This is a genomic window from Alphaproteobacteria bacterium (assembly GCA_030739735.1).
Taxonomy (GTDB): Bacteria; Pseudomonadota; Alphaproteobacteria; order UBA7887; family UBA7887; genus UBA7887.
Genome location: JASLYQ010000019.1, coordinates 1 through 23,861, shown reverse-complemented (window position 1 = coordinate 23,861; position 23,861 = coordinate 1). Strand labels below are relative to the sequence as shown.

At 61.1% G+C, this 23,861-nt stretch carries 20 protein-coding genes; 10 read left to right on the top strand and 10 right to left on the bottom strand.

The features are described 5' to 3' along the window. Positions 1 to 13 precede the first annotated feature (13 nt). The 5 genes from uvrB (at position 14) to uvrC (ending at position 6,823) form a co-directional block, all read left to right on the top strand. Entirely contained in the window at positions 14 to 2,158 is a 2,145-nt protein-coding gene (uvrB, locus tag QF629_10015; GenBank protein MDP6013865.1) for an excinuclease ABC subunit UvrB, read from the top strand. Continuing rightward, a complete protein-coding gene (locus QF629_10010) occupies positions 2,158 to 3,399 on the top strand; it encodes an O-antigen ligase family protein (protein MDP6013864.1) in 1,242 nt (413 codons plus the stop codon). Before uvrB ends, QF629_10010 begins: the two co-directional genes overlap by 1 nt. After that, entirely contained in the window at positions 3,396 to 4,163 is a 768-nt protein-coding gene (locus tag QF629_10005; protein ID MDP6013863.1) for an SDR family oxidoreductase, read from the top strand. Before QF629_10010 ends, QF629_10005 begins: the two co-directional genes overlap by 4 nt. After that, positions 4,164 to 4,574, top strand: coding sequence for a dihydroneopterin aldolase (gene folB, locus QF629_10000; GenBank protein ID MDP6013862.1), 411 nt, complete (start codon positions 4,164 to 4,166; stop codon positions 4,572 to 4,574). It begins immediately after the preceding gene. 350 nt (positions 4,575 to 4,924) lie between these two features. Then, positions 4,925 to 6,823, top strand: a complete 1,899-nt coding sequence (gene uvrC, locus QF629_09995; protein MDP6013861.1) for an excinuclease ABC subunit UvrC — start codon at positions 4,925 to 4,927, stop codon at positions 6,821 to 6,823. 274 nt (positions 6,824 to 7,097) lie between these two features. On the opposite strand, the gene QF629_09990 is transcribed toward uvrC, so the two are convergent. From QF629_09990 to QF629_09950, 9 genes are all read right to left on the bottom strand, one after another. Then, a complete protein-coding gene (locus tag QF629_09990) occupies positions 7,098 to 8,801 on the bottom strand; it encodes a methylmalonyl-CoA mutase family protein (protein MDP6013860.1) in 1,704 nt (567 codons plus the stop codon). Further along, positions 8,798 to 9,763 carry a methylmalonyl Co-A mutase-associated GTPase MeaB gene (gene meaB / locus QF629_09985; GenBank protein MDP6013859.1) on the bottom strand — a complete coding sequence of 322 codons (966 nt, stop codon included), beginning with the start codon at positions 9,761 to 9,763 and terminating at the stop codon, positions 8,798 to 8,800. The genes QF629_09990 and meaB overlap by 4 nt, the downstream gene beginning before the upstream one ends. Next, positions 9,753 to 11,174 (bottom strand): phenylacetate--CoA ligase family protein, encoded by a 1,422-nt coding sequence (locus QF629_09980; GenBank protein MDP6013858.1) that lies wholly within the window; start codon positions 11,172 to 11,174, stop codon positions 9,753 to 9,755. Before QF629_09980 ends, meaB begins: the two co-directional genes overlap by 11 nt. Further along, on the bottom strand, positions 11,174 to 11,587 hold the full coding sequence (locus tag QF629_09975; protein MDP6013857.1) for a cobalamin B12-binding domain-containing protein: 414 nt from the start codon (positions 11,585 to 11,587) through the stop codon (positions 11,174 to 11,176). The genes QF629_09980 and QF629_09975 overlap by 1 nt, the downstream gene beginning before the upstream one ends. Then, positions 11,580 to 12,248 carry a GntR family transcriptional regulator gene (locus tag QF629_09970; GenBank protein MDP6013856.1) on the bottom strand — a complete coding sequence of 223 codons (669 nt, stop codon included), beginning with the start codon at positions 12,246 to 12,248 and terminating at the stop codon, positions 11,580 to 11,582. The genes QF629_09975 and QF629_09970 overlap by 8 nt, the downstream gene beginning before the upstream one ends. Before the next feature lie 289 nt (positions 12,249 to 12,537). Then, positions 12,538 to 14,394, bottom strand: coding sequence for a VWA domain-containing protein (locus QF629_09965; GenBank protein ID MDP6013855.1), 1,857 nt, complete (start codon positions 14,392 to 14,394; stop codon positions 12,538 to 12,540). Positions 14,395 to 14,400: 6 nt separating this feature from the next. Then, positions 14,401 to 15,423 (bottom strand): VWA domain-containing protein, encoded by a 1,023-nt coding sequence (locus QF629_09960; protein MDP6013854.1) that lies wholly within the window; start codon positions 15,421 to 15,423, stop codon positions 14,401 to 14,403. Beyond that, the gene (locus QF629_09955) at positions 15,420 to 16,418 is read right to left on the bottom strand and encodes a hypothetical protein (GenBank protein MDP6013853.1); all 999 of its coding nucleotides are present in this window, start codon (positions 16,416 to 16,418) and stop codon (positions 15,420 to 15,422) included. Before QF629_09955 ends, QF629_09960 begins: the two co-directional genes overlap by 4 nt. A 5-nt stretch (positions 16,419 to 16,423) precedes the next feature. Continuing rightward, positions 16,424 to 17,284 carry an alpha/beta hydrolase gene (locus QF629_09950; protein ID MDP6013852.1) on the bottom strand — a complete coding sequence of 287 codons (861 nt, stop codon included), beginning with the start codon at positions 17,282 to 17,284 and terminating at the stop codon, positions 16,424 to 16,426. Between the two features lie 84 nt (positions 17,285 to 17,368). Between QF629_09950 and QF629_09945 the strand changes: the two genes are divergently transcribed. Continuing rightward, a complete protein-coding gene (locus QF629_09945; protein ID MDP6013851.1) occupies positions 17,369 to 17,911 on the top strand; it encodes a hypothetical protein in 543 nt (180 codons plus the stop codon). On the opposite strand, the gene QF629_09940 is transcribed toward QF629_09945, so the two are convergent. Further along, on the bottom strand, positions 17,901 to 18,890 hold the full coding sequence (locus QF629_09940; GenBank protein ID MDP6013850.1) for an oxidoreductase: 990 nt from the start codon (positions 18,888 to 18,890) through the stop codon (positions 17,901 to 17,903). The two genes, QF629_09945 and QF629_09940, sit on opposite strands and share 11 nt — an antisense overlap. A 113-nt stretch (positions 18,891 to 19,003) precedes the next feature. On the opposite strand from QF629_09940, the gene QF629_09935 reads away from it, so the two are divergent. The 4 genes from QF629_09935 (at position 19,004) to QF629_09920 (ending at position 23,626) form a co-directional block, all read left to right on the top strand. Continuing rightward, complete coding sequence (locus tag QF629_09935) at positions 19,004 to 19,324, top strand: NIPSNAP family protein (GenBank protein ID MDP6013849.1); 321 nt, start codon at positions 19,004 to 19,006, stop codon at positions 19,322 to 19,324. 33 nt (positions 19,325 to 19,357) lie between these two features. Next, on the top strand, positions 19,358 to 20,074 hold the full coding sequence (locus tag QF629_09930; GenBank protein ID MDP6013848.1) for an SDR family oxidoreductase: 717 nt from the start codon (positions 19,358 to 19,360) through the stop codon (positions 20,072 to 20,074). Between the two features lie 555 nt (positions 20,075 to 20,629). After that, positions 20,630 to 22,177: a glutamine-hydrolyzing GMP synthase gene (gene guaA / locus QF629_09925; GenBank protein MDP6013847.1), complete on the top strand. Its 1,548-nt coding sequence runs from the start codon at positions 20,630 to 20,632 to the stop codon at positions 22,175 to 22,177. Between the two features lie 141 nt (positions 22,178 to 22,318). Beyond that, positions 22,319 to 23,626 (top strand): tyrosine-type recombinase/integrase, encoded by a 1,308-nt coding sequence (locus QF629_09920; protein MDP6013846.1) that lies wholly within the window; start codon positions 22,319 to 22,321, stop codon positions 23,624 to 23,626. The last annotated feature ends 235 nt before the right edge of the window (positions 23,627 to 23,861 follow it).

Sequence of the window (23,861 nt, the reverse complement as noted above, 5' to 3'; positions counted from 1 at the left end):
GAAAATGCGCCACATGGCACAAGTGGCGAAGAGAGAGGCGGCCGCAGAGGCGGGGCGGGCGTTTGAGCTGGTTTCGAATTTTGCGCCTGCGGGGGATCAGCCGCAGGCGATATCGGAGCTTGTCTCTGGCTTACAGGCGGGTGAGCGCGACCAGGTCCTGCTCGGCGTCACCGGCTCTGGCAAGACCTTCACCATCGCCCATGTGGTGCAGGAGCTAGCGCGCCCCACGCTAATTCTCGCGCCCAATAAGACGCTGGCAGCGCAACTCTACGGCGAGATGAAAGCGGTCTTTCCGCATAACGCCGTCAATTACTTTGTCTCCTATTACGACTACTATCAGCCTGAGGCCTATGTGCCGCGCACCGACACCTATATCGAGAAAGACGCCTCGATAAACGAGCAGATAGACCGCATGCGCCATGCTGCAACACGGGCGCTGCTGGAGCAGGAGGACGTGGTCATCGTTGCCAGCGTCTCGTGCATTTACGGTATTGGTTCAGTCGAGACCTATTCGCAGATGGTGGTGGAACTCAGCGCCGGCGGTCAGGTAGATCGCAACACGCTCCTCAAGCAGTTCGTGGAGCTGCAATATCGCCGCAACGATACGAATTTTGTGCGCGGAACCTTTCGTGTGCGTGGCGACGGCGTGGAGATCTTTCCGGCCCATTATGAAGACCGCGCCTGGCGGTTGTCGCTGTTTGGTGACGATATCGAATCGATCGTCGAGTTTGACCCGTTGACCGGCGAGAAGACAGACCGGCTGGACAAAGTACGCATTTATGCCAACAGCCATTACGTTATCCCGCGCCCTACCGTGCGACAAGCCGTCAAGGGTATTCGCTGTGAACTCAGCGAGCGCCTCAAGGAGTTCGAAGCGCTGGGCAAGCTCTTGGAAATACAGCGGCTGGAGCAGCGCACCACCTTCGATTTGGAGATGATCGAGACCACCGGCTCGTGTGCCGGCATCGAGAACTATTCGCGCTATCTCACTGGCCGCCAGCCTGGTGAGCCGCCGCCGACATTATTCGAGTATCTGCCCGAGAACGCGCTACTAGTGGTTGACGAGAGCCACGTCACGGTGCCCCAGCTCAGCGGTATGTATCGCGGCGATTTTAAGCGCAAGTCGACGCTCAGCGAGTTCGGCTTTCGCTTGCCCTCGTGCGTTGACAACCGGCCGCTCAAGTTCGAGGAATGGGAGGCGATGCGCCCGCAAACGGTCTTCGTCTCAGCGACGCCGGGGCCATGGGAGTTGGAGCGCGTGGGCGGCGTTTTCACGGAACAGGTAATCCGACCCACTGGCCTCATCGATCCGGTCTGCATTGTGCGCCCGGCCTCGTCCCAGGTCGACAATCTTCTTGCCGAGTGCCGCGACGCAGCCCGGCAAGGGCAGCGGGTGCTGGTCACTACGCTGACCAAGCGCATGGCGGAGGATCTGACGGAATACCTCAGCGAGGCCGGCATCAAGGTGCGCTATCTGCACTCAGACATAGACACACTCGAGCGCATCGAGATCATCCGAGATCTGCGCCTCGGCGCCTTCGACGTGCTGGTCGGCATCAACTTGCTGCGCGAGGGGCTCGACATTCCCGAATGTGCGCTGGTTGCCATTCTCGATGCTGACAAGGAAGGTTTTTTACGCTCACAAACCTCGCTAATCCAGACTATCGGTCGCGCTGCGCGCAATGTTGATGGGCGCTGCCTTCTCTATGCTGATCAGATGACCGGCTCGCTGAAAGTAGCGCTAGAGGAGACCAACCGGCGGCGCGAGAAGCAACAAGCTTTCAACGCTGCCAACTGCATTACGCCAGAATCGGTGCGCAAGGACATCGGTGATATTCTCGAAGGCGTGCATGAGGCCGACTATGTCACCGTGGAGACCGGTGATGGAAAAACGCTGCATTTGGTAGGGGATAACCTGAAAGCGCATATTGCGGATTTGGAAAAGCGCATGCGTGCCCACGCTGGCAATCTGGAGTTTGAGGAGGCGGCGGCACTGCGCGACCAGATCCGCCACCTCGAAACGAGCGATCTCGGGCTGAACGAGGGTTTCTCTGGGGTTGCCCGCAGCACCGCCGGCCGCGCCAGCGCTATGTCGGGTTCGCGGCGTGATCACTCTGGCGGCCGCTCGCGCTCGGCACGCGCTCGCGGGGGGCGCTGATGAGCGATATTTTCATTCGCATCTGGGTGGCGGTGCTAACTTTGGCGGCCTTTCTGTTCGCACCGTTCGCCGTCCTGGTCCCGAAGGCGTTGGCAGCGCTGGCACTGATTGCCGCGCTGGCGGCGCTGCCGGTCTATGCGGCTGTAGGCGAGCGCCTGCCACAGGTGCTGCGCTGGGCCGCATTTGCCTTGGCGGCGATGCTTGTCTGGGCTGCCATTGACAGCCTGTGGGCCGAGTTTCCTGACCAGGCACGTGCGCGGCTTGTTAAGCTCGCCTTTATTAGCGCCGTCGGGCTGTTTCTGGTCGCCGGCACGCTTGCCCTGGAGCAGCCCTATCGTGATCGCATCGGTGCCGCGTTGTGCTTGGGCATCGCGTTGGCGCTAGCGGTAATGGCGGTGGATGCTCTGGGCAACGGCGCCTTACGCAAGGCCATTCACGACGATCCCGCTTATTACGGCGTGGCGGGGTTGAACCGAGGCGCGACCGTGATTGTGCTGATGGTCTGGCCCGCCGTTGCCTGGCTCTGGCAACGTGCGCGCGACAGCGGAAAAGGCGCCGTGCGCGGCGCGGCGTTGCTCCTGATAGTGGCGCTGATAAGCGTCTTGCTGTTGCTCGAGTCCAACTCGGCTGAGGTCGCCTTCGTGGTTGGCGCTGTCGTCTTTGTCGTCGTTGTGGTAGCGCCAGGTATAGCCACGCGTGGGCTCGCAGCGCTTGTCGCGCTGGGAACCATGGCCGCTCCGATACTGCCGATTACGGTGCTCTCGCCCAATGTCGCCTACGAATGGGTAAGCCAGATCTCCGCGACCGCGGTGCACCGCATCTACATCTGGCGCTTCGTCTCGGACCGCATTCTCGAGCGCCGCTTCACGGGCTGGGGTCTCGATGCCTCGCGCTCAATCCCCGGCGCCGATACCTACATCGTGCAGTTCGACCGTTCCTTGCCATTCCAGCCCTATGGTGAGATGACTGCCCTGCCGCTGCATCCCCATAACGCACCGCTGCAGCTTTGGCTCGAGCTTGGACTGCCGGGCGCGGCGCTGTTCGCCTTGCTCTGCGGCGGCCTGCTGCTGGGCGTGGCGCGCGGCTTGCCGCGGCGTCTGCCGGCGGCGGCGGCGTCTGCCGCCATCTTGGTAGCAGTTGCGCTTTCGAGTTTTTCCTATGGCGTATGGCAGACCTGGTGGTTGGCCGCGCTATGGCTCGCCGCGGCGATGACAACGGTCTTACTCGTGGGTCGGAAATGATAGACAAGAGTAAGGGGGTGGCCTTAGTCACCGGTGCCGGAGAGCGCATCGGTAAATCTATTGCTATGGCAACCGCTGAGCACGGCTACTCTGTCGCCGTCCATTATCGCCGCTCGGATGAGGCCGCGGCCGCAGTGGTGGCTGAGATCGAGGCGGCTGGCGGGCAAGCACGCGCCTTCGCTGCCGACCTCGCGGACGAGGAAGCCACCGCCGGGCTGGTCGCGGCGGCATCGGCGCTTGGCCCCGTCACCTGCCTGGTCAACAACGCCTCGCTTTTCGAATACGATTCCGCCGCGACGGTGAATCGTCGAAGCTGGGACGCGCATATGGTGGTGAATCTGCGCGCCCCGCTCGTACTCGCTCAGGCTTTCGCCGCGGCCCTGCCCTCCGAGCGCGAGGGCGTCATCGTCAACCTGCTTGACCAGCGCGTCGTCAACCTGACGCCCCACTTCCTGTCCTACACCGTGAGCAAGTCGGCCCTCTGGACCCTCACCCAGACCCTGGCTATGGCGTTCGCGCCGCGCATCCGCGTCATGAGTATCGGCCCCGGCCCGACATTGCCCAGCGCGTACCAGGACGAGGGCGCATTCGCCAGACAGGTTGCCGCCACGCCGCTCGCCCGCGCTGTCTCGGTAGATGAGATTTGCCATGCCTTGCGCTTTATCCTGGACGCGCGATCCCTGACAGGGCAAATGATCGCTCTCGATAGCGGCCAGCATCTCGGCTGGCGCAACGCACCCCCAAACGACGCGGACCTGGAATAGATGCAGACCCGAGGCAAGCTCCATCCCATCGCAACGCCGTCTGCCAAGACCCATTCCCGGCGGCTGTTCGTGCGCAACCTGGTTATCGACTGCGCCATCGGTATCCACCCGCACGAACGCGGCCGCAGCCAGCGCGTAGCGCTTGCCGTCACCCTCGACATCGCCGAGCCTGATGCGCCTCATAACGACCGCATTGCCGAGGTGGTGAGCTATGATGACGTCGTTGCTGGCATTCGCGCTATCGTTGCCGAAGGGCACATAAATTTGGTCGAGAGTCTAGCTGAGCGCGTCGCCGATATGTGCCTGGCCGACTCGCGAGTTACGCGTGTAAACGTTCAGGTAGAGAAGCTTGACGTGTTGAGCGACGAGGCCGTGGTTGGCGTCGAAATTGAACGGTCCTGCGCCAATTAACCAACGATTTTCAGTTCATTCAGGTCAGAGTTCTCAAGGAAATTTGTTCACAGCGTGTATTTGCCATTCTATTTTTGCCACGACAGCGTCCCGCATTCCAAACGGACCCATAAGAGAATCAAACTTCCATATTATTTATTCTTAGGAATCAATAGGTTGATAATTTTGCCTAGAAATTAGGCAAATTGGTTTAATCAAAGTGTATCCTTCCCTTAACACTTGTATTAGCTAGATTTTACACTGAGTTTTCCACAGGTTTGGTGGATAGTTGCACTAGCTTGTGGTGAGCCCCTATATTCCCTCGCTTTTGCCACATTGACCCGATACTCGACTGTGGGGATAGTGCGGTCATGGCGAGCACAGCTATGAGTGAGCAAAGCTCCCTTCCCGGCGGCGCGCCGGTTATCCGCGATACCGTGCGGCGGCTGCCGTCGGTCCCCGGCGTTTATCGCATGCTCGGTGCCAAGGGCAACGTGCTCTATGTCGGCAAGGCGCGCAGCTTACGCAAGCGCGTCGCCTCCTATGCCAACCCGGTCCGCCAGTCGGTACGCATCGCCCGCATGATTGCGGAAACTGCCTCGGTCGAGGTCATCAGCACCCATACCGAGGCTGAGGCGCTGCTGCTTGAGGCCAATCTGATCAAGCTGCTCAAGCCGCGCTACAATATCGTCCTGCGCGACGACAAGTCGCACCCCTATATCCTGCTCACCGGTGATGATGACTGGCCACAGCTCCTCAAACACCGCGGCGCGCGCTCCAAGCCCGGGCGCTATTTTGGCCCCTTTGCCTCGGCGGGTGCCGTCAACCGCACGCTCAACGCCTTGCAACGCGCGTTTCCGCTGCGCACCTGCTCTGACAGCGTCTTCTCGAGCCGCATCCGGCCCTGCCTGCAATATCAGATCAAGCGCTGTGTAGGCCCCTGTGCCAGCAAGGTTTCGGCCAAGGACTATGACGAGATTGTAGCCCAAGTCGGCGACTTTCTCGCCGGGCGCAGCCAGGCGGTGCAGAAGCGCATGGCCGAGCGCATGCAAGCGGCAAGTGACGCCCTTGCGTTTGAGGCAGCGGCGGTGCTGCGGGACCGTATTCGCGCCCTCGCCCATATCCAGGCACACCAGGGCATTAACGTGGATGCTGTGGGCGATGCCGACGTCATCGCCGCCTACCAGGACGGTGGGCAGACCTGCATCCAGGTGTTCTTCTTCCGCGGTGGGCGTAATTACGGCAACCGTGCGCACTATCCGAGCCACGGCCGTGACGACAATGCGGCAGCCGTGCTCGGCGCCTTTGTCTCTCAGTTCTACGACGGCCGCGAGGCGCCGCGGCGGGTGTTGCTCAGCCACCAGGTTGAGGGTCAGGCGCTAATGGGCGAAGCTCTCGGTCTGCGCGCCGGGCGTCGGGTCCAGGTGATCAGGCCACAGCGAGGCGATAAATGTCGCCTGGTTCACCAAGCGGTTGCCAATGCTCGCGAGGCTTTGGCCAGACGGCTGGCTGAGAGCGTCACCCAGCGCCGCCTGCTCGAAAGCGTCGCCGAAATGTTTGGACTTGAGGCCACGCCGCAGCGCATCGAGGTCTACGACAACAGCCATATCTCCGGTAGCCGCGCCGTCGGTGCTATGGTCGTGGCGGGATCCGAGGGCCCGATCAAGGGCGCCTATCGCAAGTTCAACATCAAGGGCAGCGGTGCCGGCGGTTTCGCGCCCGGCGACGACTATGCCATGATGCGCGAGGTGCTGACGCGGCGCTTCACACGGCTTAACAAGGAAGATCCGGAGGGGGCGAACGGGCAATGGCCGGACCTGGTGCTGATCGACGGCGGCGCCGGGCAGTTGTCGAGTGCACTCGCCACCTTCGCCGATCTCGGCGTCAGTGTCGGCGAGGGCGGCATCGGAGTTGCCGCCATCGCCAAGGGGCCGGATCGTGCCGTCGGGCGCGAGCGCATCCATATGCCGGACCGCCAGCCTTTCCTGGTGCGCCCCAACAGCCCTGTCAGCTATTTTCTCCAGCGCTTGCGCGACGAGGCCCATCGCTTCGCCATAGGCAGCCATCGCGCCCGTCGCGCACGCGCCTTGGCACGCTCAGAGCTAGACGAAATTTCCGGTATCGGCACCAAGCGCAAGCGCGCCCTCCTCCACCGCTTTGGCTCGCCGAAGGGCGTTGCAGAGGCGGGCCTTATCGACCTTGAGACGGTAGATGGTATTAGCAAGACCGTTGCCAAGACCATATACGACCACTTTCACGGCAGGGGGTAGAGCGGTTCGATAACGGTCTACGTCTTATAGAGAGGCTCAGTAATATGGACCCTTTGATAGCCCGAGACAGCTTTTCGGATAGGAACGACGCACCGGTCATATGGGGACTCAACCAAACGGTACGGCGCATCTATCCAGTAGGGCGAGCTGGGCTATCAATGATCGCGTATGGTTGAAAGGTGCTCTAGCAAGTGTAAGCACTGGCTAGAATTGTTTGCCAGAACCGAAGGAATAGAAGGCGGCGACGGCTACTGGCCACACACCTTTGGAGTATTCAAAAAACCGGCACCTCGCGATAGCCACCCCACATTTCCTTCAGACACTCGACGATCTCGCCCATCGACGCTCGGGCCTCGGCAAGTTCTATGGTAACGGGCATGATGTTCGCTGCTTCGTCCGTCGCCACCTCGCGTAGCTTCTGCATCAGCGCTTCCACCTTTGCGTTGTCACGCTCGGCGCGGGTCTTGTGCAGGGCGGCGATCTGGTGGCGTTCGGTCTCGGGGTCGTACGGGTGGACCTCGATTCCGGGGTCGGCCTCATCGGTCTCGACATATTTATTGATGCCGATCACGGTCTGCTCGCCGCTCTCTCGCCTCAGCGCCTCAGCATAAGCCGAATCGGCGATCTCGCGTTGAAACCAACCGGCCTCGATGGCCTTGATGGCGCCACCCATATCATCGACCTTGGCGAGGATGGCGAAGATCTCACGCTCCATACGCGTAGTCAAATGTTCAACATAATATGAGCCACCTAATGGATCGACTACGGCGGTGATGTTGCTCTCGTCCGCCATCACCTGCTGAGTGCGCAGTGCGAGCCGCATGGCTTCTTCGGTGGGGATGGTGAATGCCTCGTCCATGCCGTTGGTGTGCAGGCTCTGGCAACCCCCCAGCACGGCAGCGAGAGCCTGGTAGGCGGTGCGTACCAAATTCACCTGGTATTGCGGCTTGGTCAGCGTTGCCGCTGCCGTCTGGGCGTGGAAGCGGAGCCGCATCGATTCTGCCTTTTGTGCGCCGAAGCGTGTCTTCATGATCTTGGCATAGACGCGGCGCAGGGCGCGGAACTTCGCCACCTCCTCGAACATGTCCGCCTGACTGACGAAGAAGAACGAAAGACGTGGCGCAAATTCGTCCACCGACAGGCCTGAGGCCACCACCTCCTCCACGTAGGCGATGGTGTTGGCCATGGTGAAAGCGGCTTCCTGTACGGGCGTCGCGCCGGCTTCGGAGATGTGGTAGCCGGAGATGTTGACCGGGTTGTAGCGGCGCATGTGGCGGGCGCCATAGGCGATACAGTCGCGAACCAGGCGTACCGAGGGGCGGATCGGATAGATCCATTCCTTCTGTGCGATGTATTCCTTGAGGATGTCCGCCTGGATGGTGCCTGAAAGGTCGTTCAGATCGTAGCAGCGGCGTTTGCCCAACGCGATATACATGGCATAGAGCACCCAGGCGCTCGGATTGATGGTCAGCGAGACAGAGATCTTGGTTAGATCGATGCCGTCGAAAAGCTTTTCCATGTCGTCGATGGTATCGATCGCCACGCCCTCGCGGCCAACCTCGCCGTGGCTCATAGCGTGGTCAGAGTCGTAGCCCATCAGCGTCGGCATATCGAAATCGGTCGACAATCCGCTCTGGCCTTGCGTGAGCAAATAACGGAAGCGCGCATTTGTGTCCTCGCCCGTGCCGAAGCCGGCAATCTGACGCATGGTCCAGAGGCGACCACGATACATGGTCGGGTATGGGCCGCGGGTGAAGGGATAGCGCCCCGGCAGGCCGATATCATTGAGTGGTGTGTCGGCCACGTCGAGTGCCGTATAGGTGCGCTTGAGGTCGAAGCCCGAGGTAGTGTGATAGCTGTTTCGCGACTCGGGCTGGCGCGCCAAGAAGGCCGCCACGTCCTCGCGCTCCCACTCGGCGCAGGCCTGTTCAAGCTGCTCCAAAGCCATGCCGTCGGGAATAGCGCTCGCCTTGGTCATGCTGTGTTTCCCTGGTTGAGAATGTCTAACAATGCCAGGGCTGCCCCGTGTGGGTCCAACTTCCGCGCGCTAACGCGGTCGATGATTGCCTGTGCCTCGGCCCCGCGTCCGGCGGCGTAGCGCCCACGGATGATGCCTTCGGCGATCTTGAGGGTGCGGGTCTCGGCGCTGCGCCGCCGCCGCGCCGCTAGCGTGCCGCTGTCCTGGAGATGGGTGCGGTGGGCATCAATCAGGCCGAGCAGTTTGTCGATGCCGTGGCCGGTCAGCGCGCTAGTTGCCAGCACTGGCACTGCCCAGCCTTCTTGTTTCAACTCGCCCAACATCAGCATTTGTTTGAGTTCGGCCACGGTCTTGTCGGCGTCCGGCCGGTCGCCCTTGCTCACCATGTGGATGTCGGCGATCTCCAAGACACCCGCTTTGATGGCCTGGATGTCGTCGCCGAGACCGGGGGCGGAGACCACCACCGTGGTATCGGCGACGTGTACGATTTCCACTTCGTCCTGGCCTACACCGACGGTCTCGATGATGACTGGATCGAAGCCTGCCGCATCAAGCAGGTCCACCGCGTCGAGGCTTGTGCGGGCGAGCCCACCCAAGGCTCCGCGCGAGGCCATGGAGCGGATGAAGATACCGGGATCGCCGGCGATATCGGCCATGCGGATGCGGTCGCCGAGAATGGCACCGCCGGAGAATGGGCTTGAGGGATCGATCGCGACCACCCCGACCTTGCGCCCCCGCTCGCGCAAGGCGACGGTGAGCGCCCGGACTAGCGTCGACTTGCCGCAGCCAGGCACGCCGGTGAGCCCGATGACATGAGCGCGCCCACCATGGGCATAGGCCTGCGCGAGGGCTGGGCGGCTGGCGTCGTTGCCGGTCTCGGCGCAGGTCATGAGCCGCGCAATGGCGCGGGTCTCGCCGGCCAGCAAACGTGGCACGAGCGCCAAGGCGTCGTCAGGCACCATCCTTGTCTCCCTCATCCAGGCTGGCGGCGAGCGTGCGGAACAAATGGCGGTCGTCGATCACGCGGCGCGCTTTGAAGTCCGTGCGCGGGAACTCGCCCGCGTCTGTCACTTCCACCTGGGTACGCACGCCGAGCACCCTGAGCAGGCCGGCGGCGCAGCGCTCGCCGAAATCGGGTGCCGCCACCTCGCTAGGCTCAACCCGCACCAGTAGCTCGTCCATGGCGCCTTCGCGGCTAATGATGATGCGGTGCTCGCCGCCATAGCCGTCGATGGTGTTGAGCACGGCATCTATCTCGGAGGGATAGATGTTTTCGCCACGCACCTGGAACATATCGTCGATTCGGCCGTAGACGCCATCGGGTAAGCGCGGGTAGGTGCGTCCACAGGGGCTGGGGCCGTCGACCCAGTGGGTAAGATCGTTAGACAGCAAACGAATCATGGGTTGGGAGGTGCGCTCCAGGTGAGTATAGACTGGCGTGCCACGGCTGCCAAAGGGCACGCGGGCGTAACTCCCAGGGTCGCAGACCTCGTGATAGACGATGTCCTGCCACAGCAACATGCCCTCGCTCGCCTCCTTGCTGCCGGCGGCGCTCATGAATGGCATCATTTCGGCCATGGTGCCGCAATCGAAGACCGTGGCGCCATAAGCTTCGGCGATGCGGTCGCGCACGCCGGGGATGGAGGCGCCGGGCTCACCAGAGAAGAACATCACCTTGAGGCCGAAGTCGCGCGGCTCGTAGCCTTCCTCGCGTGCTACTTCTGCCAAGTGCAGGGCATAGGACGGCGTGCCGTAGAAGGCCTGCGGCTTTACGGCATCGAGCCAGGATGCGGCGCGCGCCGTCATGCCGCCGGCACCGGCACCGAAGGGGAAGACGCGACAGCCTAGCCGCTCACCTCCCAGCATGGCCCCCCAGGAGCCCAGATAGAGCGAGAAGATGGCGGCGACGAACAGTATGTCGCCGGGTCTCACGCTCATGCCCCAAAGGATACGCGCATGCGCGTCCGCTGTCGCCTGCCAGTCGTCGCGGCCGATGCCGAAGGTGGTCGGCCGGCCGGTGGTGCCAGAAGTTCCGTGTATATGGTGCACATCGTCCGGTTGGATACAAAGATAGTCACCGAAAGGCGGATGCGCGGCTTGCGCAGCGCGCAGGTCGGCCTTGGTCACCACGGGCACTTTTTCGAAGGCCTCTAGCGAGGTGATGTGTGAGGGGTGTACGCCCGCGTCGTCCCACTTGCGGCGATAGAAAGGAGCGTTCTTCCAAGCATGTTCCATGACCTCGCGCAAACGTATGACGATGGCGGCGTCACGCGCACCCGGATCCATGCACTCTCGCTCAGGAAACCAATGACGGGCGTCGGCTGCTGGCATATATGTCTCATCATAGGACGGGGGAAAATGCCAGTCTTCCATCAGCGCGCCCCTCGTTCGGCGACAAGATTGCGGATCGTCTCGACGATAACCGTCGGCGGTGTGTCCTGCAGCAGGGTCGCCGCGACGCCTATGTCTTTGAGTGCGAGAATATCCTCGTCGGGCATGACGCCGCCGCCGACGAGCAGAATGTCGTCGGCATCCGCTTCTTTCAGCAGCTCGAGTATGCGCGGAAAGATGGTCATGTGCGCGCCCGAAAGTAGGCTGATGCCGAGCACGTCGACGTCCTCTTGGACCGCTGCAGTCACCGTCTCTTCCGGGGTGCGGTGCAGGCCGGTATAGATCACGTCCATGCCGGCATCGCGCAGGCAGCGCGCCACGACCTTGACACCGCGGTCATGGCCGTCGAGGCCGACCTTGGCGATCAGCACGCGAATAGTGGGGGTGTCAGTCATGTGCGCCTCTGCCAATGCTCTCGGTTAAGGCCAGCCGCGCCGCCTCGACATGGGCACGGGCAAGCTCAGCCGCAAGATCGGCATCGCTCGCCGCGACGGCGTGGAAGATGGTCAGATGCTCCTGCCAGACGCGCTGCGGCCAGTCTCCCGGCATCTCTAGGACGGCGCCGATGACGCGCCGCGCGTGGGCCCAGAGCCGTTCCATGGCCTCGACGATGATGGGGTTATCAGCGGTTTCGTAAATCCAGCCGTGAAAGGCGGTCTCGATTTCGATGACTTGCGCCAGCGCGCCCTCGGCAAGAACGCTACGGCCTTGCGCCAGGATGGCGCGACCTTGTGCTAGGTCTGCCTCGGTATGGCGCTCCGCGGCTTTTGCGGCGGCCAGGGCATCGACGGCGGCACGGTATTCATATTGCTGGTGCACCAGCTCGGCCGACAACGGCGCCACCTTTAGCCCGCGGCGACCGGCATCGCAAACGAAGCCTTGGGCCTTGAGCAACCCCAAGGCTTGCCCCACCGGTTGGCGCGAGACATTGAGCCGTCCCGCGATCTCGGCTTGGGTCAGCCGCTCCCCCGGCGGCAGCTGGCCGTCGCATATGGAGTCGAGAATCGCCGCATAGGCTTGCTCCACAAGCCCCGGCGGACTTTCAATGGTGCGCACCTGTAAGCCTCCTTGCATACAGTATACCGAATTCAGTACTGCATAACGACCCCCGAGTCCACAACATTGATTTGGCAAAGAGCATTAATTATTTTTTAATTAGGTACCAAATGTTTATCAAAGAACTACTGACGATCGATAGTCTCACGAGCTAGCGCTATGATCCCCTTGTGGTAAAGTAAATTTCGAAACGAACCCAATGCAGAGTTTCGTCTGCTGATCAATAGCTTTTAACGGTATCGGCTAACGTTCCGCCTGCCATGACGCGCGCCTTGCGACTGACCTGGCGCTACCAGGGCCGCTCCACTTTGGGGTCGCGCAGGCGCGCGTCCTGCCATTCCCGGCGCTGGCGTTCGGCTTCGCGGGTCTTGCTTTGTACCAGGTCGATGAGATCCTCGGCCTCTTCCCGGGTCATGGTGAAGCGGGCGCCGGCGCCAGGGCTACCGCTTGAGGAGTTGTCCTCGCTGGGTAGAGCCTTTGGCGCCGCTTTGCTGGCTTCGCCCGTACGATTCTGCACCGACTGGTCCGTTACGGGCTGGGCGCCGGGGCCGGGTTGGTTTCCGGAGGCCCCCGTGGCCTCGCCGGGCTTGCCCGCCGCCTGAGGCGATTCCTGTTCCTGTGGCGCCCCGCTCTGACTACGTTCATCAGATAAATCGTCGAGTAAACGATAGGCTAGCTCGAGATTGTACATGGCGTTTTCCATATCCGACTGTAGCGAGAGCGCGGCACGGTAACTCTCCATGGCCTGCTCGATAAAGCTAACGGCATCCTCTACCGAGGTCTCGCGCACGTCGAGTGCCTGCACGTAGCGAGCATTACCGAGATTGTAGTGAGTGAGGGCAGCGAGCCTAGTGTCATCAGTATTAAACGCGGCTGAGAGCGCTGCTTCGGCCGCTTTCGGATCGCCAGCCTGGAGGCGTGCGACGCCGATGTTGAAGGCCACCAACGGTTCGTTTGGAAGCTTCGTGCGTGCGGCGGCATAGAGCGTGGCGGCCTCCTCGTAGCGCTCCTCCGCATATAAAGCGTTGCCTCGCGCCACGGCGTCGTAGGGAGAGTCGGAATCGGCGAAGCCGGTGAGTCCGAACAGCAGCAGCACTGCGGCGGCCAATGTGGGCGAATAACGGGACCCCGCCTGTGCCGCCGGACGCGGTTGCTCGTCGAGCAGCATCTCCAGTGCCAGCAGCAGCACCGCGGCTAGCGCCAGCCAGCGGAAAAACTCACCGGCGCTGGTCTGGGCCAGGCCCTCGAGTTCGCGTCCGCGCTTGAGCGAGATGGCATCGCGATAGAGCTTGCCGAGATCCACTGGTGCGGTGCGCGCCGCCACATAGACGCCGTCGGTGATGCCCGCGATCTGGCGTAGCAGGGGCTCCTGTAGCTTAGTCATCACCGGCTCGCCGTTATGCATCAGGGGTGCACGCTCGCCGGTTGTGCTGGTCAGGGGAATGCTGGCGCCGGTCAGGGGATTGCCGATGCCGATAGGATAGAGGGTGACGCCGAGGCGTGCCGCCTCGCGGGCCGCCGACAGGGTCGTGCCGCCATGGTCCTCTCCGTCGCTGATCAGGATGACGTCGGTATAGGGCGAAGCGCCGGGCTCCAGCTCCCGCAGCACCTTGCCAATAGCGTTGCCGATCAGGCTGCCACGCCGCAGTGCCGCGCCACCGCGAACCCCATCCAATCGGTCGAGGAAGAAAGCGTGGTCAAGCGTGACCGGGCTGTGCTGGGTGGCGCGGCCGGCGAAAGTCACCAGGCCGAGACGGTGACCACCCCTATCCTTAATCACCTCAACCATGTCGGCGATAGCCGCCTTGGCCGCCTCCAAGCGACTCGGAACGACATCCTCGGCCAGCATGCTGCGTGAGATGTCGAGCAGGAAGATGATATCGCGCCCGGTGCGCGGTGCGTCCTCGACGCTGTCGCCCCAGCGCGGCCCCATAACTGCGACCACCAACAAGGCCACGGCGGTGGCCAGTATGCTAGCTTTGGTCCAGCGGCGGCGGTCACGGGCGGCATCCTGAGCGCTGGTCTCGTCACTGCCGAGAAAGGCCGTGCGCGCTTGGTGCCGGCGCCGGATGCCATGGGCCGTCAGTGCCAGCACCAGCGGTGCTAGCAACAGCAAAACGGAGAGCAATGGGGCGTCGAAGTGCATTTTTCCTTACGGCGTCATGCGCAAGACAGTATTGCCGAGCATCGCCTCAAGTAATAGCAGCAACAGGGCGAGACCCAGGAAGGCCGGGAAGATCTGCACCGAGCGCTGGTATTGCTCGATCACCTGCGTCGATGTCTCGAGCTTGTCGATTTCGCTGTAGATCTCGGCCAGAACGGTGCCGTCGGTGGCGCGGAAGGCTTGGCCGCCCGTGGTATTGGCGATCTCCTTGAGCAAAAAGTGGTCAAGGAATCCGGGCGTTGCCATGGTCCGCGTGCCGGATTCCGCCGAGACCGTCGTCGTGGGCGCGGCATCGTGCGTGCCGGCGCCGATGGTATGCACGGTGATGTCGAAGGTTTTTGCCACCCAGGCCGCGTCCATTGGGTGGACGGTGCCGGCATTGTTGTTACCGTCGGTCAGAACCACCATCACCTTGCTGTCGGCCTCGGCTTTGCGCAGCAGATCGGTCGCCATCACCATGGCATCGCCGATGGCGGTGCCGTCCTCCTGCGGCACAACGACGATTTCAACCGCATCGAGCGTAGCTAGAAAGGCGTCGTGGTCGAGGGTCAACGGGCTTGCCGTATCGGCATAGCGGGCGAAGGTGACGAGGCCCAGCGCGTCCCCTTCGCGCCCCTTGCTGTCCGGCCCGCGGCCGTTGACGAAGCTGCGCAAGGTGGTCTTGACAACGCCCAGCCGTGTGGCGCGCTCGGCGGTGGTTTGCAGGTCCTCGGCGAGCATGCTGCTGGAAATGTCGACGACGACGATGATGGCGACGCCCTCCTGGTAGGCACGAGACGATTCCAGGCCCCAGCGTGGATCGGCCACGGCTATTACTGCCAGCGCCAGGGCCAGCCCCCGGGACCATGGCATGGCGGCGGCAAGACGCATGCGCGCGCTCCGCGGCAAGGTGAGCAGCGGCGCCGTGGTCGGAAAGCCGATGGAGCCGCGGCGCCGTTGGCCGTGCTTGAGCAACAGTAGCAGCGGCACTGCCAGCAGCAGGATCAGAGCGGTGGGATCGTCGAAAGTCATGCTTCGGCCGCCGTTTCTTCGACAAAGGCCTCGGCCGCGCGAAGCCTTGCGCGCATATCGGATTCGGTCGGTCGGCCTCGGCCGAACTTGACTCGGTCGCATTGGCTGAGGGTCGGACCGAGAGCGTCATGAGGTGCTGTCTTGGTGGCGAGCAGGATCTCTTCCGTGGTGCGCTTGCTTGCTGGCAGGCCAAAGCGCCCTGCTAGGTAGGTGCGCAGGATGGCCGAGAGGCGGGCATGAAACTCATGCACGCGCGCGGCATCGAGCCCGGCCAGGCGCTTAAGCGCGGCTAGCGCCAGGTTGTGGGCATGGCGTCGCGCCCGCACGCCGCAGGTTGCGCTGAGTTTGTGTTTCAGGAAGATGGCCAGCGCCAGGGCACCGACCGCCACGATGCCGAGAACACCGAGTATCTTAGCGAGAGACGGCAAGGAGGATGGTGCGATAAGCTCGAGCGGCGGCGCCACGCCTTTGGGCCGTGTCGGTACGGCGTCGTCGGGCAGCACGGAGGTGACGCTCAGTAGCAGCGGTCGCGTGCGCAGCCGCCGCATCTTACTGCCCGCGGGCATCAATTCGCCGCCGCAGCGGTCCATGCGTACGCAGGCGAAATGGTTGATAGTATTCTCGTCCTCGACCAGCACCGGCAGTGACGGCAGCTGTTGCTCGCCGGCGGCAATGGCGCGCAGTGTGTAATGGCGCTCCCAGCGCTGCCGCCCCTCGCCCGTCCAGAAGGGCCCCTCGTCACGTTCGCTGAGCACCCGGAACGGCCCCATTGCGCCCTTGCCGCTGGGCAAAGCTATGGCCAGGCCGACTGGCGTCTCAACCGAGATCGAGACCTGCACCGGATCGACGATGGCGGTTACCGTGCGGTCGGCGGTGACGCTGATGTGCGCGCTGCGGAAGTTGGATTCAAGCACTTGCGGCACCGGGTCCTCCGCCACCGCCTGCCCTGAGAGCAGGGCGACAAAGGCGGTGACATATGTGGTGCAGCGACGCATACAACTTACGTAAAAAGGCCATTTATTGCTGCAAACAGTGGGCTTGCCGGGTCACCGTAACCGTCCAGCACCGAGAAATGGTTCTCGCCCTCGATCGGCAAATAGTCGCCCTCATGCCCGGCAGTGGTCCAGGCGGCGTGGAAGTCATGGCTCTGGCGCACGAAATCGCCCGTCTCGGCGGTACCGATGGCAACCGTCAGCGGCGGCGCGGTGGCGGGAATGTGGTCGATGGGACTGAGCTGCGCGATGTCATGCGCGCCAAGCTGCACCGCCGCTTGCACGAAAGTATAGGGCAGGGGGCGCAGGTCGAAGACGCCGCTTATGGCGCAGGCGGCCTTTACGAGGTCTCCAGGCAGGCTATAGTCGCCGGCCCAGTTGGTGGCTAGCATCATCGCTGTCAGGTGGCCACCGGCGCTATGGCCGGAGATGGTGATGCGCTCGGGGTCGCCACCGTAATCGGCAATGTTCTTGTAGGTCCAGGCCAGCGCGGCGCGGCTCTGACGCACGATCTCAGCCAACGAGACGGTGGGGCAAAGGGCATAATTGTTGATCACCACGCAGGCGCCGGCTGCCACCAGCTCTGGGGCAATGAAACTGAAGTCCTGGGCGGTGAAGCGACGCCAATAACCGCCATGGATGAAGAGGTGGACCGGCGCCTTGCCGCCTTCGGGCTTGGCCGGGAAGATGTCGAGATATTCCTCAAGGGTCGGCCCGAAGGGCACGCTGAGCACTGATTCCAAGCTATCGCGTGCCTTGGAGCTATCGCTCGTCCAGCGCTCGGTGATCGCGCCGGCTTCGGGTACGGCCATAGTCAGATTGTAGTGGGCGTCGATCTCGTCGAGGGTTTTGTAGTCGCGGTAGAGCATGGTTAGCGATCCTCCTCGGCCCCTCTCATACCCGAGCAGCGTTGCCGGATCGACCCTTTCGCACACGCGTGTTAGACCGGAGACATGGGCAATCGGGAGAAATCGGCGAAAGCTGTGCTGGTGGTGTGCGATCAAGGCCTGCCACCTGCCCTCGCGGATGCAGCAAATTCCTCGCTCACCCTGCGCATTGCGCGTGCTGGCGGTCGTGCCTGGCGGCGCGATGACGAGCGTCTGTCGGTGGCCTTCGTCTCACCCCTGGCGGCATTGCGCTGTGCCCTGCGCACGCGCTGGGATCTGACAGCTATGCTCGGCGATGAACACGGCTTTGCTATGGGCATCGCGGTCGGCGAATCGGCGGAGACGGAGGCGGCGGCACTCGCGGCGCTCACCGAGCGCGGACTGGTCTCGTCGACCGCGACGCGAAAAGCGGTCGACGGTAAAATCGACGTGGACTACGAGGCTGTCAGCGATGACGCTTGGCTTGTGCTTCCGCGCCACAAAGGCCGTGGCATTTTTCGCTTCAAGCCCTGGACCAGCCCATGGCGGCGGCGGGTCGGCCTGATCGCCACCACGATTCTGATCGCCATAACGATCGTTGGCCTGGTGCTGAGCCCGCCTAAAGCTTGACCACCGTCCTGCCGCGTATTTCGGCCTTGAGGATGCGGCTGAGCACCTCCGGAAGGCCGTCGAGGTCGGTCTCGACGGCGATGGTCTCGGCGAGGCTGTCGGGCTTGATCTCACCGGCCATGCGCTGCCAGAGATCGGGGCGCTCGGCCATCGGGCAGATCACCGAATCGATACCCAGGATCGAGACCCCGCGTAGCAGCAGGGGCAGCACGGTCGACGAATAGGCAAACCCGCCGGTGAGCCCTGTGCAAGCTACGGCGCCGCGATATCGCAGATGGGCAAGCAGCCAGGGCAGCGTCGTGCCGCCGACCTGGTCGATGGCGGCGGCATAGATCTCCTTACCCAGCGGTCGGGTCTCCGCCGACACCTCGTCGCGGTCGAGGATGGTGCTTGCGCCCAGGCTGCGGAGGTAGTCGTGCTCATCGCTCTTGCCGGTCGAGGCGACGATATCATAGCCGAGCCGGGACAGCATGGAGACGGCAAGCGAGCCGACGCCACCGGTGGCGCCGGTGACCAGAACGGGACCGGCAGCGGGGGCCAGGCCGCGCGCCTCCAGCTCACGGATCGCCAGCGCAGCGGTAAAGCCCGCTGTCCCCAGCGCCATGCATTCCCGCAAAGTCAGACCGTCGGGCTTGGCCACGATCCAGTCGCCCGGGACCCTGGCCAACTCGGCAAAGCCGCCATCATGGGCGACGCCGAGATTGAAGCCGGTGACCAGGACCTCGTCGCCTGTGGCGAAGCGCGAATCGCTCGAGCGCTCGACCGTTCCCGCGAGATCGATGCCGAGCACCAGCGGGTGCTTGCGCGCCACCCCCCCTTTAGCCAGGGTCGCCAGCCCGTCCTTATAGTTGACGCTGGAATAGGCAACGCGAATAGTGACGTCACCCCCTAGGAGGTCTGTCGTTTGTCGTTCCTGGATGCCCAGCGATGCGCCGTCGCCGTCCTTGTCGACAACCAACGCCCTGTAGGTCTCGGTCATGGGGCTCTCCTTCGCTCGGGACATGCGCTCTTAGCCTTCGCCGATCGCGTTGACAAGGCTCCAGTCGGCTGAAATCGTGACCGGTGAAACAAAATCCAGGGAGGACCTACGATATGTCGAAGATCGTCGAGATGCGCACTTATGACCTGCAACCCGGTAGTCACCCCGAATGGCTAAAAGTCTATCAGAACACGGTGGTGGATTTGCAAAAAGAGATCCTGGGTCACAGATACGGCTATTTTTATACGGACATCGGCCCACTCAACCAGATCGTTCACATGTGGGCCTACGACAGCCTCAACGATCGCGCGGAGCGCCGTGCCGAGCTGACTTCGCGCCCGGAATGGATCGAGTTTACGCCGCAGGTCCGGCCGATGTTAAAAAAAATGGAATCGAAGATCTTGATCCCGGCACCTTTCCATCCTGTCGAATAGTTACCGCGTAGCGGACTCGGGAGGAGCTTATCAATGTCTGACAAACGAATTGTCTTACTTAGCAACCCTGGCCGCTTTGCCGGGCCGGCTGTAAAGCGGGCGTTAACCGAGGACGGCGCCATTGTCCTCGGTTGCGCACCGCTTGGCGATGAGGCGGCGGGTGCATTGCCGGCCGACCTCGCCATGGTCTCCGCGCGCGAACCCGCGGCGATTGTCGATGAGGTCGTACGCAGCCACGGCCAGATCGACGTGCTTATCAACAATGATGCCTTTCCCGCCATCCGCGCCAAGGTGGAAGAGGCGGATCCTGCCGACATGCGGGCGGGGCTCGAGGTAATGGTCGAGGCGCCCTACGCTCTTGCCGCCGCCGTGGTGTCCGGTATGAAGGCGCGCAGTGCAGGGAAGATCGTCTTCGTCACCTCCGCAACGCCGTTTCATGGTCTACCCAACTATTCCATGTATGTGACCGCGCGTGGGGCGGCGAACGCGATGGTGCTAACCTTTGCCAAGGAGCTCGGACCGCATAACATTCAGGTCAATGCCGTGGCACCCAACTATGTTGAGAATCCAGATTATTTTCCGTCCGAGGTGGTCGGCGATCCGGATACGCTGAAGAAAATCGTCCGCCCGATCCCGCTCGGCCGTCTCGGCAAGCCCGACGAGCTCGGCGCGTTGGTCGCGTTTCTTGCATCCGACCGCGCCGACTGGATAACGGCCCAGGTCATACCATTTTCGGGCGGCTGGGCTTAGGTTACTAATTTCTGATAGCTGCCGCGCGCGTAAAGTAAGGGTGCTATCCAAGCCGCGAAACTGCGGCCTCGAAGATGATAAAATGCGTGCCGATACTATGACTATTCGTCACGGCGCAATCGAATGTTGCGAGAGCTCCCATAAGCCGTGGCGCAGCGGTTATATCCGGTGTCCAGTTCGCCGCCGCGAACTTGTTGCCGTGCCACGGCCGCTGAAGGAGACTGAGAGATGCTCTGATTCGAGGCCTGGAGGTTGACACAGAAGGCGCTGCTCTGCCGCAGTGCCTTGCCAGCAGAGCTCTTGTGGTGGATGCAAACTAACAGGGCCGGCAGCACCGTGCCGGCGGAGGTCGACCGTCACTCGCGTTGCTTTCTCTACGGTGGCCAGTACGGCATTGCGCCAATGGTCTTGCAATTGTGGCCTGCACTCAGCTTTCAAATCTGTAGTTGCGTGTGGGCGTCCGCCCGGGCTACGTTTCGCCCATGTTCACAGCCAAGGGATACGGGCAGTTCTGCTCCGTCGCGCGTTGCCCTTGAAGCCGAGGCTTGATTGCCCGTGTCCGACCGTATCCTGATTATCGATTTTGGCTCCCAAGTCACCCAACTTATCGCCCGCCGTATCCGCGAATCCGGTGTTTACTGCGAGATCGTGCCTATCCAAAATGCGGCGGATGCGCTCACTGGCGCGGCGCCACGGGCGATCATTCTTTCCGGGGGCCCGGACTCGGTCACGTTGGAGAACGCACCCCGCGCGCCGGAATCCGTCTTTAAACTCGGCGTCCCTGTTCTTGGAATCTGTTACGGTCAGCAGACCTTGGTGCAGCAACTCGGTGGCAGCGTCGTCGGAACTGGGCATCGCGAGTTTGGCCGCGCCTTCGTCGATGTCGTGGATGACTGTGCGCTGTTCGATGGTGTCTGGGAAAAAGGCGACCGTGAGCAAGTCTGGATGAGCCACGGCGATCATGTGGCCGAGCTTCCGCAAGGCTTCCGCGCCGTAGCCACCTCCGAGGGCGCGCCCTTTGCCGCGATCGCCGACGATGCGCGCCGCTATTACGGCGTTCAGTTCCACCCAGAAGTGGTGCACACGCCGTACGGCACGGCGTTACTCGGCGCCTTTACCCATGCCGTTGCCGGCTGTGCCGGCGATTGGACTATGGCGGCCTATCGCGATACCCAAGTGGCTATGATTCGTGAACGGGTGGGCGATGGGCGCGTGATCTGCGGGTTATCGGGCGGGGTCGATTCCTCGGTTGCTGCGGCGTTGATCCACGAGGCCATCGGCACGCGCCTAACCTGCGTCTTCGTTGATACCGGCGTGTTGCGCGAAGGCGAGGCGAATGAGGTGGAAACGTTGTTCCGCGACCGTTTCAACACACCGCTGGTGCATGTGGATGCGGCTGCCCAATTCTTCGACAAACTCGCCGGCGTCACCGATCCGGAGGCCAAGCGCAAGATCATCGGTGCCACCTTCATCGATGTCTTCGAGGAAGAGGCGGGCAAAATCAACGGTGCCGATTTTCTCGCCCAGGGTACGCTCTACCCGGACGTTATCGAGTCTGTCTCGTTTGCTGGCGGGCCGAGTCATACCATCAAGTCGCACCACAATGTGGGTGGTCTGCCAGAACGCATGCGTTTGCAACTTATTGAGCCCCTGCGCGAGTTGTTCAAGGACGAGGTGCGTGTGCTGGGCCGCGAGCTTGGACTCCCCGAGACCATGCTCGGCCGCCACCCCTTCCCGGGGCCGGGGCTTGCCATCCGAATTCCCGGCGAGGTGACCGAAGACCGCGCGACGATCTTGCGCCAAGCTGACCGCATCTACCTTGAAGAGATCCGTGCCGCTGGCCTTTACGACGCTATCTGGCAAGCCTTCGCCGTATTGCTGCCGGTGCGCACCGTCGGTGTGATGGGCGATGCGCGTACTTACGAGCATGTGTGCGCGCTGCGCGCCGTCACCTCGACCGACGGTATGACGGCCGACACCTACCCCTTCGACCACAGCTTCCTCACGCGCACCGCCAACCGCATCGTTAACGAGGTACGCGGCGTCAACCGAGTAGTCTACGACGTGACCTCGAAGCCACCGAGCACGATCGAGTGGGAGTAATCCGTAGTTTATAATAGTCAATAAAAACAATTACTTAACAATTTTTATAGACATTCAAAGTAGATTCAAAGTATATTAGAATCAATGGTTTAGGTTTGAAGGTTTCAAAGTAGATTCAAACTTAAGGGATTATTGATTCACATGAGTACAGAACCGCAAAACGAACAAATGCACGGTGATTTAGCACTTGGTGAAAACCCACCATCAGCATCAAATCCCAAGACAGAATTCTATACCCAAGAGGTTGAGATTTTAGACGGTGCGGTGAAACTCATGCGCACCAAGCAATCCAATCAAATTTGGCAGATGCGTGTCTGGGTCAGTGATGAGAAAAGGCATTTCCGTAAATCCATGCGTACCAGAGATTTGGATTTAGCAAAGGAGAAAGCACGGAAAATTTACTACCAAATGATGGGGCAGAAGGAAGTTGGAAATAAGATATTTTCAATCACGATGGGTAGGTGTGTTGAGGAATATTTGGAATTCCAGCAACAGAGGGTTGATGGCGGTTTTATAACGCAAGGCAGGCGGACAACCATTTCATCCCAAGTGAAGCACCTATTAAAATTTGTTGGTGCGAATACCAAACTGGATAATATCCAGAGGCACAAATACAAAGATTATTATGCGTACCGAAAAAGGATAAACCCAGAGGTACGAAATGTGACTCTCATCAATGAGAGGGCAACCATTGGTCATATGTACAAATGGGCAATGGAAAAGGGGTATGCAAATCAGTCCCAAATTCCAGTGTGGAGTGAGATAAGGAAAATCGTTGCATACCGTAATGCAATGCAAAGGGAAGAGTATCGGGTTCTCTATACCTATCTACGCAACTGGCATAAGAATTTAGACAACGAAAGAGAAGTGTATGAACGGCAGTTGGTTCGTGATTTCATTCTCATTCTTGCAAATACTGGTATGCGTTTTGGCGAGGCAAGACGCATTAAATGGAATTTTGTGCAGGTTAAGAAATCCCCACCATCAACTGATGAAAGAACCAACTACCCAAATGTCCATATTCGTATCCCGGCAGAACTGTCCAAAGTAAGGAAAGACAGAACAGCAATCGGGATGCGGGGTGATATTTTTGGGCGCATCAAAACCTACAGCAAGCATCTGCATCCACAGGATTTTGTCTTTGCAGGTTTTGATACGAGTGAGGCGGTTAGCAAAAAGACACTTTATCGTCTGTGGGATGTGATACGGGCAGAGAGTGGTATCACAGAATTTCCAGAAGATTACACCTACTACTCACTCCGGCACACTTATGCGACTTACAGATTGCAACTGGGGAATGTGGATGTTTTCACCTTGTCCAAGGTAATGGGGTGCAGTGTGAAATACATTGAAGAACACTATGGGCAGATACAGACGGAGAAGATGACGGATTACATCACCCGCACAAAAAGCACGATGGATGAGGTGGATGCGTTGTTTTTAGATTGAGATACTGGAAGTACCAGTACCTTGATTTTATAGATTACGAAATCGTTGGCAGTTCTGGTTAGGGGGGCAATCCCTACTCAACACCCTTTGTATTTCTTACCGGTACATTCACGGGCAAGTTTTGGTCTTACGGAATTAAAAAATCCTGCTATTCGGTAGTCCCTCCCCATTTCGCAGTGCTCCAAAAAACGCGGTGGATATGTCTTTTATCCACCCAATAAAAAAATAACCCAAT

Coding starts and splice junctions, on each gene's coding strand:
- QF629_09990 (MDP6013860.1), bottom strand. CDS start 8,801: ATGACCAAGGCGAGCGCTATTCCCGACGGCATGGCTTTGGAGCAGCTT.
- QF629_09960 (MDP6013854.1), bottom strand. CDS start 15,423: ATGACTTTCGACGATCCCACCGCTCTGATCCTGCTGCTGGCAGTGCCG.
- QF629_09945 (MDP6013851.1), top strand. CDS start 17,369: ATGGGCAATCGGGAGAAATCGGCGAAAGCTGTGCTGGTGGTGTGCGAT.
- QF629_09975 (MDP6013857.1), bottom strand. CDS start 11,587: ATGACTGACACCCCCACTATTCGCGTGCTGATCGCCAAGGTCGGCCTC.
- QF629_10010 (MDP6013864.1), top strand. CDS start 2,158: ATGAGCGATATTTTCATTCGCATCTGGGTGGCGGTGCTAACTTTGGCG.
- QF629_09965 (MDP6013855.1), bottom strand. CDS start 14,394: ATGCACTTCGACGCCCCATTGCTCTCCGTTTTGCTGTTGCTAGCACCG.
- uvrB (MDP6013865.1), top strand. CDS start 14: ATGGCACAAGTGGCGAAGAGAGAGGCGGCCGCAGAGGCGGGGCGGGCG.
- uvrC (MDP6013861.1), top strand. CDS start 4,925: ATGGCGAGCACAGCTATGAGTGAGCAAAGCTCCCTTCCCGGCGGCGCG.
- QF629_09940 (MDP6013850.1), bottom strand. CDS start 18,890: ATGACCGAGACCTACAGGGCGTTGGTTGTCGACAAGGACGGCGACGGC.
- QF629_10005 (MDP6013863.1), top strand. CDS start 3,396: ATGATAGACAAGAGTAAGGGGGTGGCCTTAGTCACCGGTGCCGGAGAG.
- meaB (MDP6013859.1), bottom strand. CDS start 9,763: ATGGTGCCTGACGACGCCTTGGCGCTCGTGCCACGTTTGCTGGCCGGC.
- folB (MDP6013862.1), top strand. CDS start 4,164: ATGCAGACCCGAGGCAAGCTCCATCCCATCGCAACGCCGTCTGCCAAG.
- QF629_09920 (MDP6013846.1), top strand. CDS start 22,319: ATGAGTACAGAACCGCAAAACGAACAAATGCACGGTGATTTAGCACTT.
- QF629_09935 (MDP6013849.1), top strand. CDS start 19,004: ATGTCGAAGATCGTCGAGATGCGCACTTATGACCTGCAACCCGGTAGT.
- QF629_09930 (MDP6013848.1), top strand. CDS start 19,358: ATGTCTGACAAACGAATTGTCTTACTTAGCAACCCTGGCCGCTTTGCC.
- QF629_09950 (MDP6013852.1), bottom strand. CDS start 17,284: ATGCTCTACCGCGACTACAAAACCCTCGACGAGATCGACGCCCACTAC.
- QF629_09980 (MDP6013858.1), bottom strand. CDS start 11,174: ATGGAAGACTGGCATTTTCCCCCGTCCTATGATGAGACATATATGCCA.
- QF629_09955 (MDP6013853.1), bottom strand. CDS start 16,418: ATGCGTCGCTGCACCACATATGTCACCGCCTTTGTCGCCCTGCTCTCA.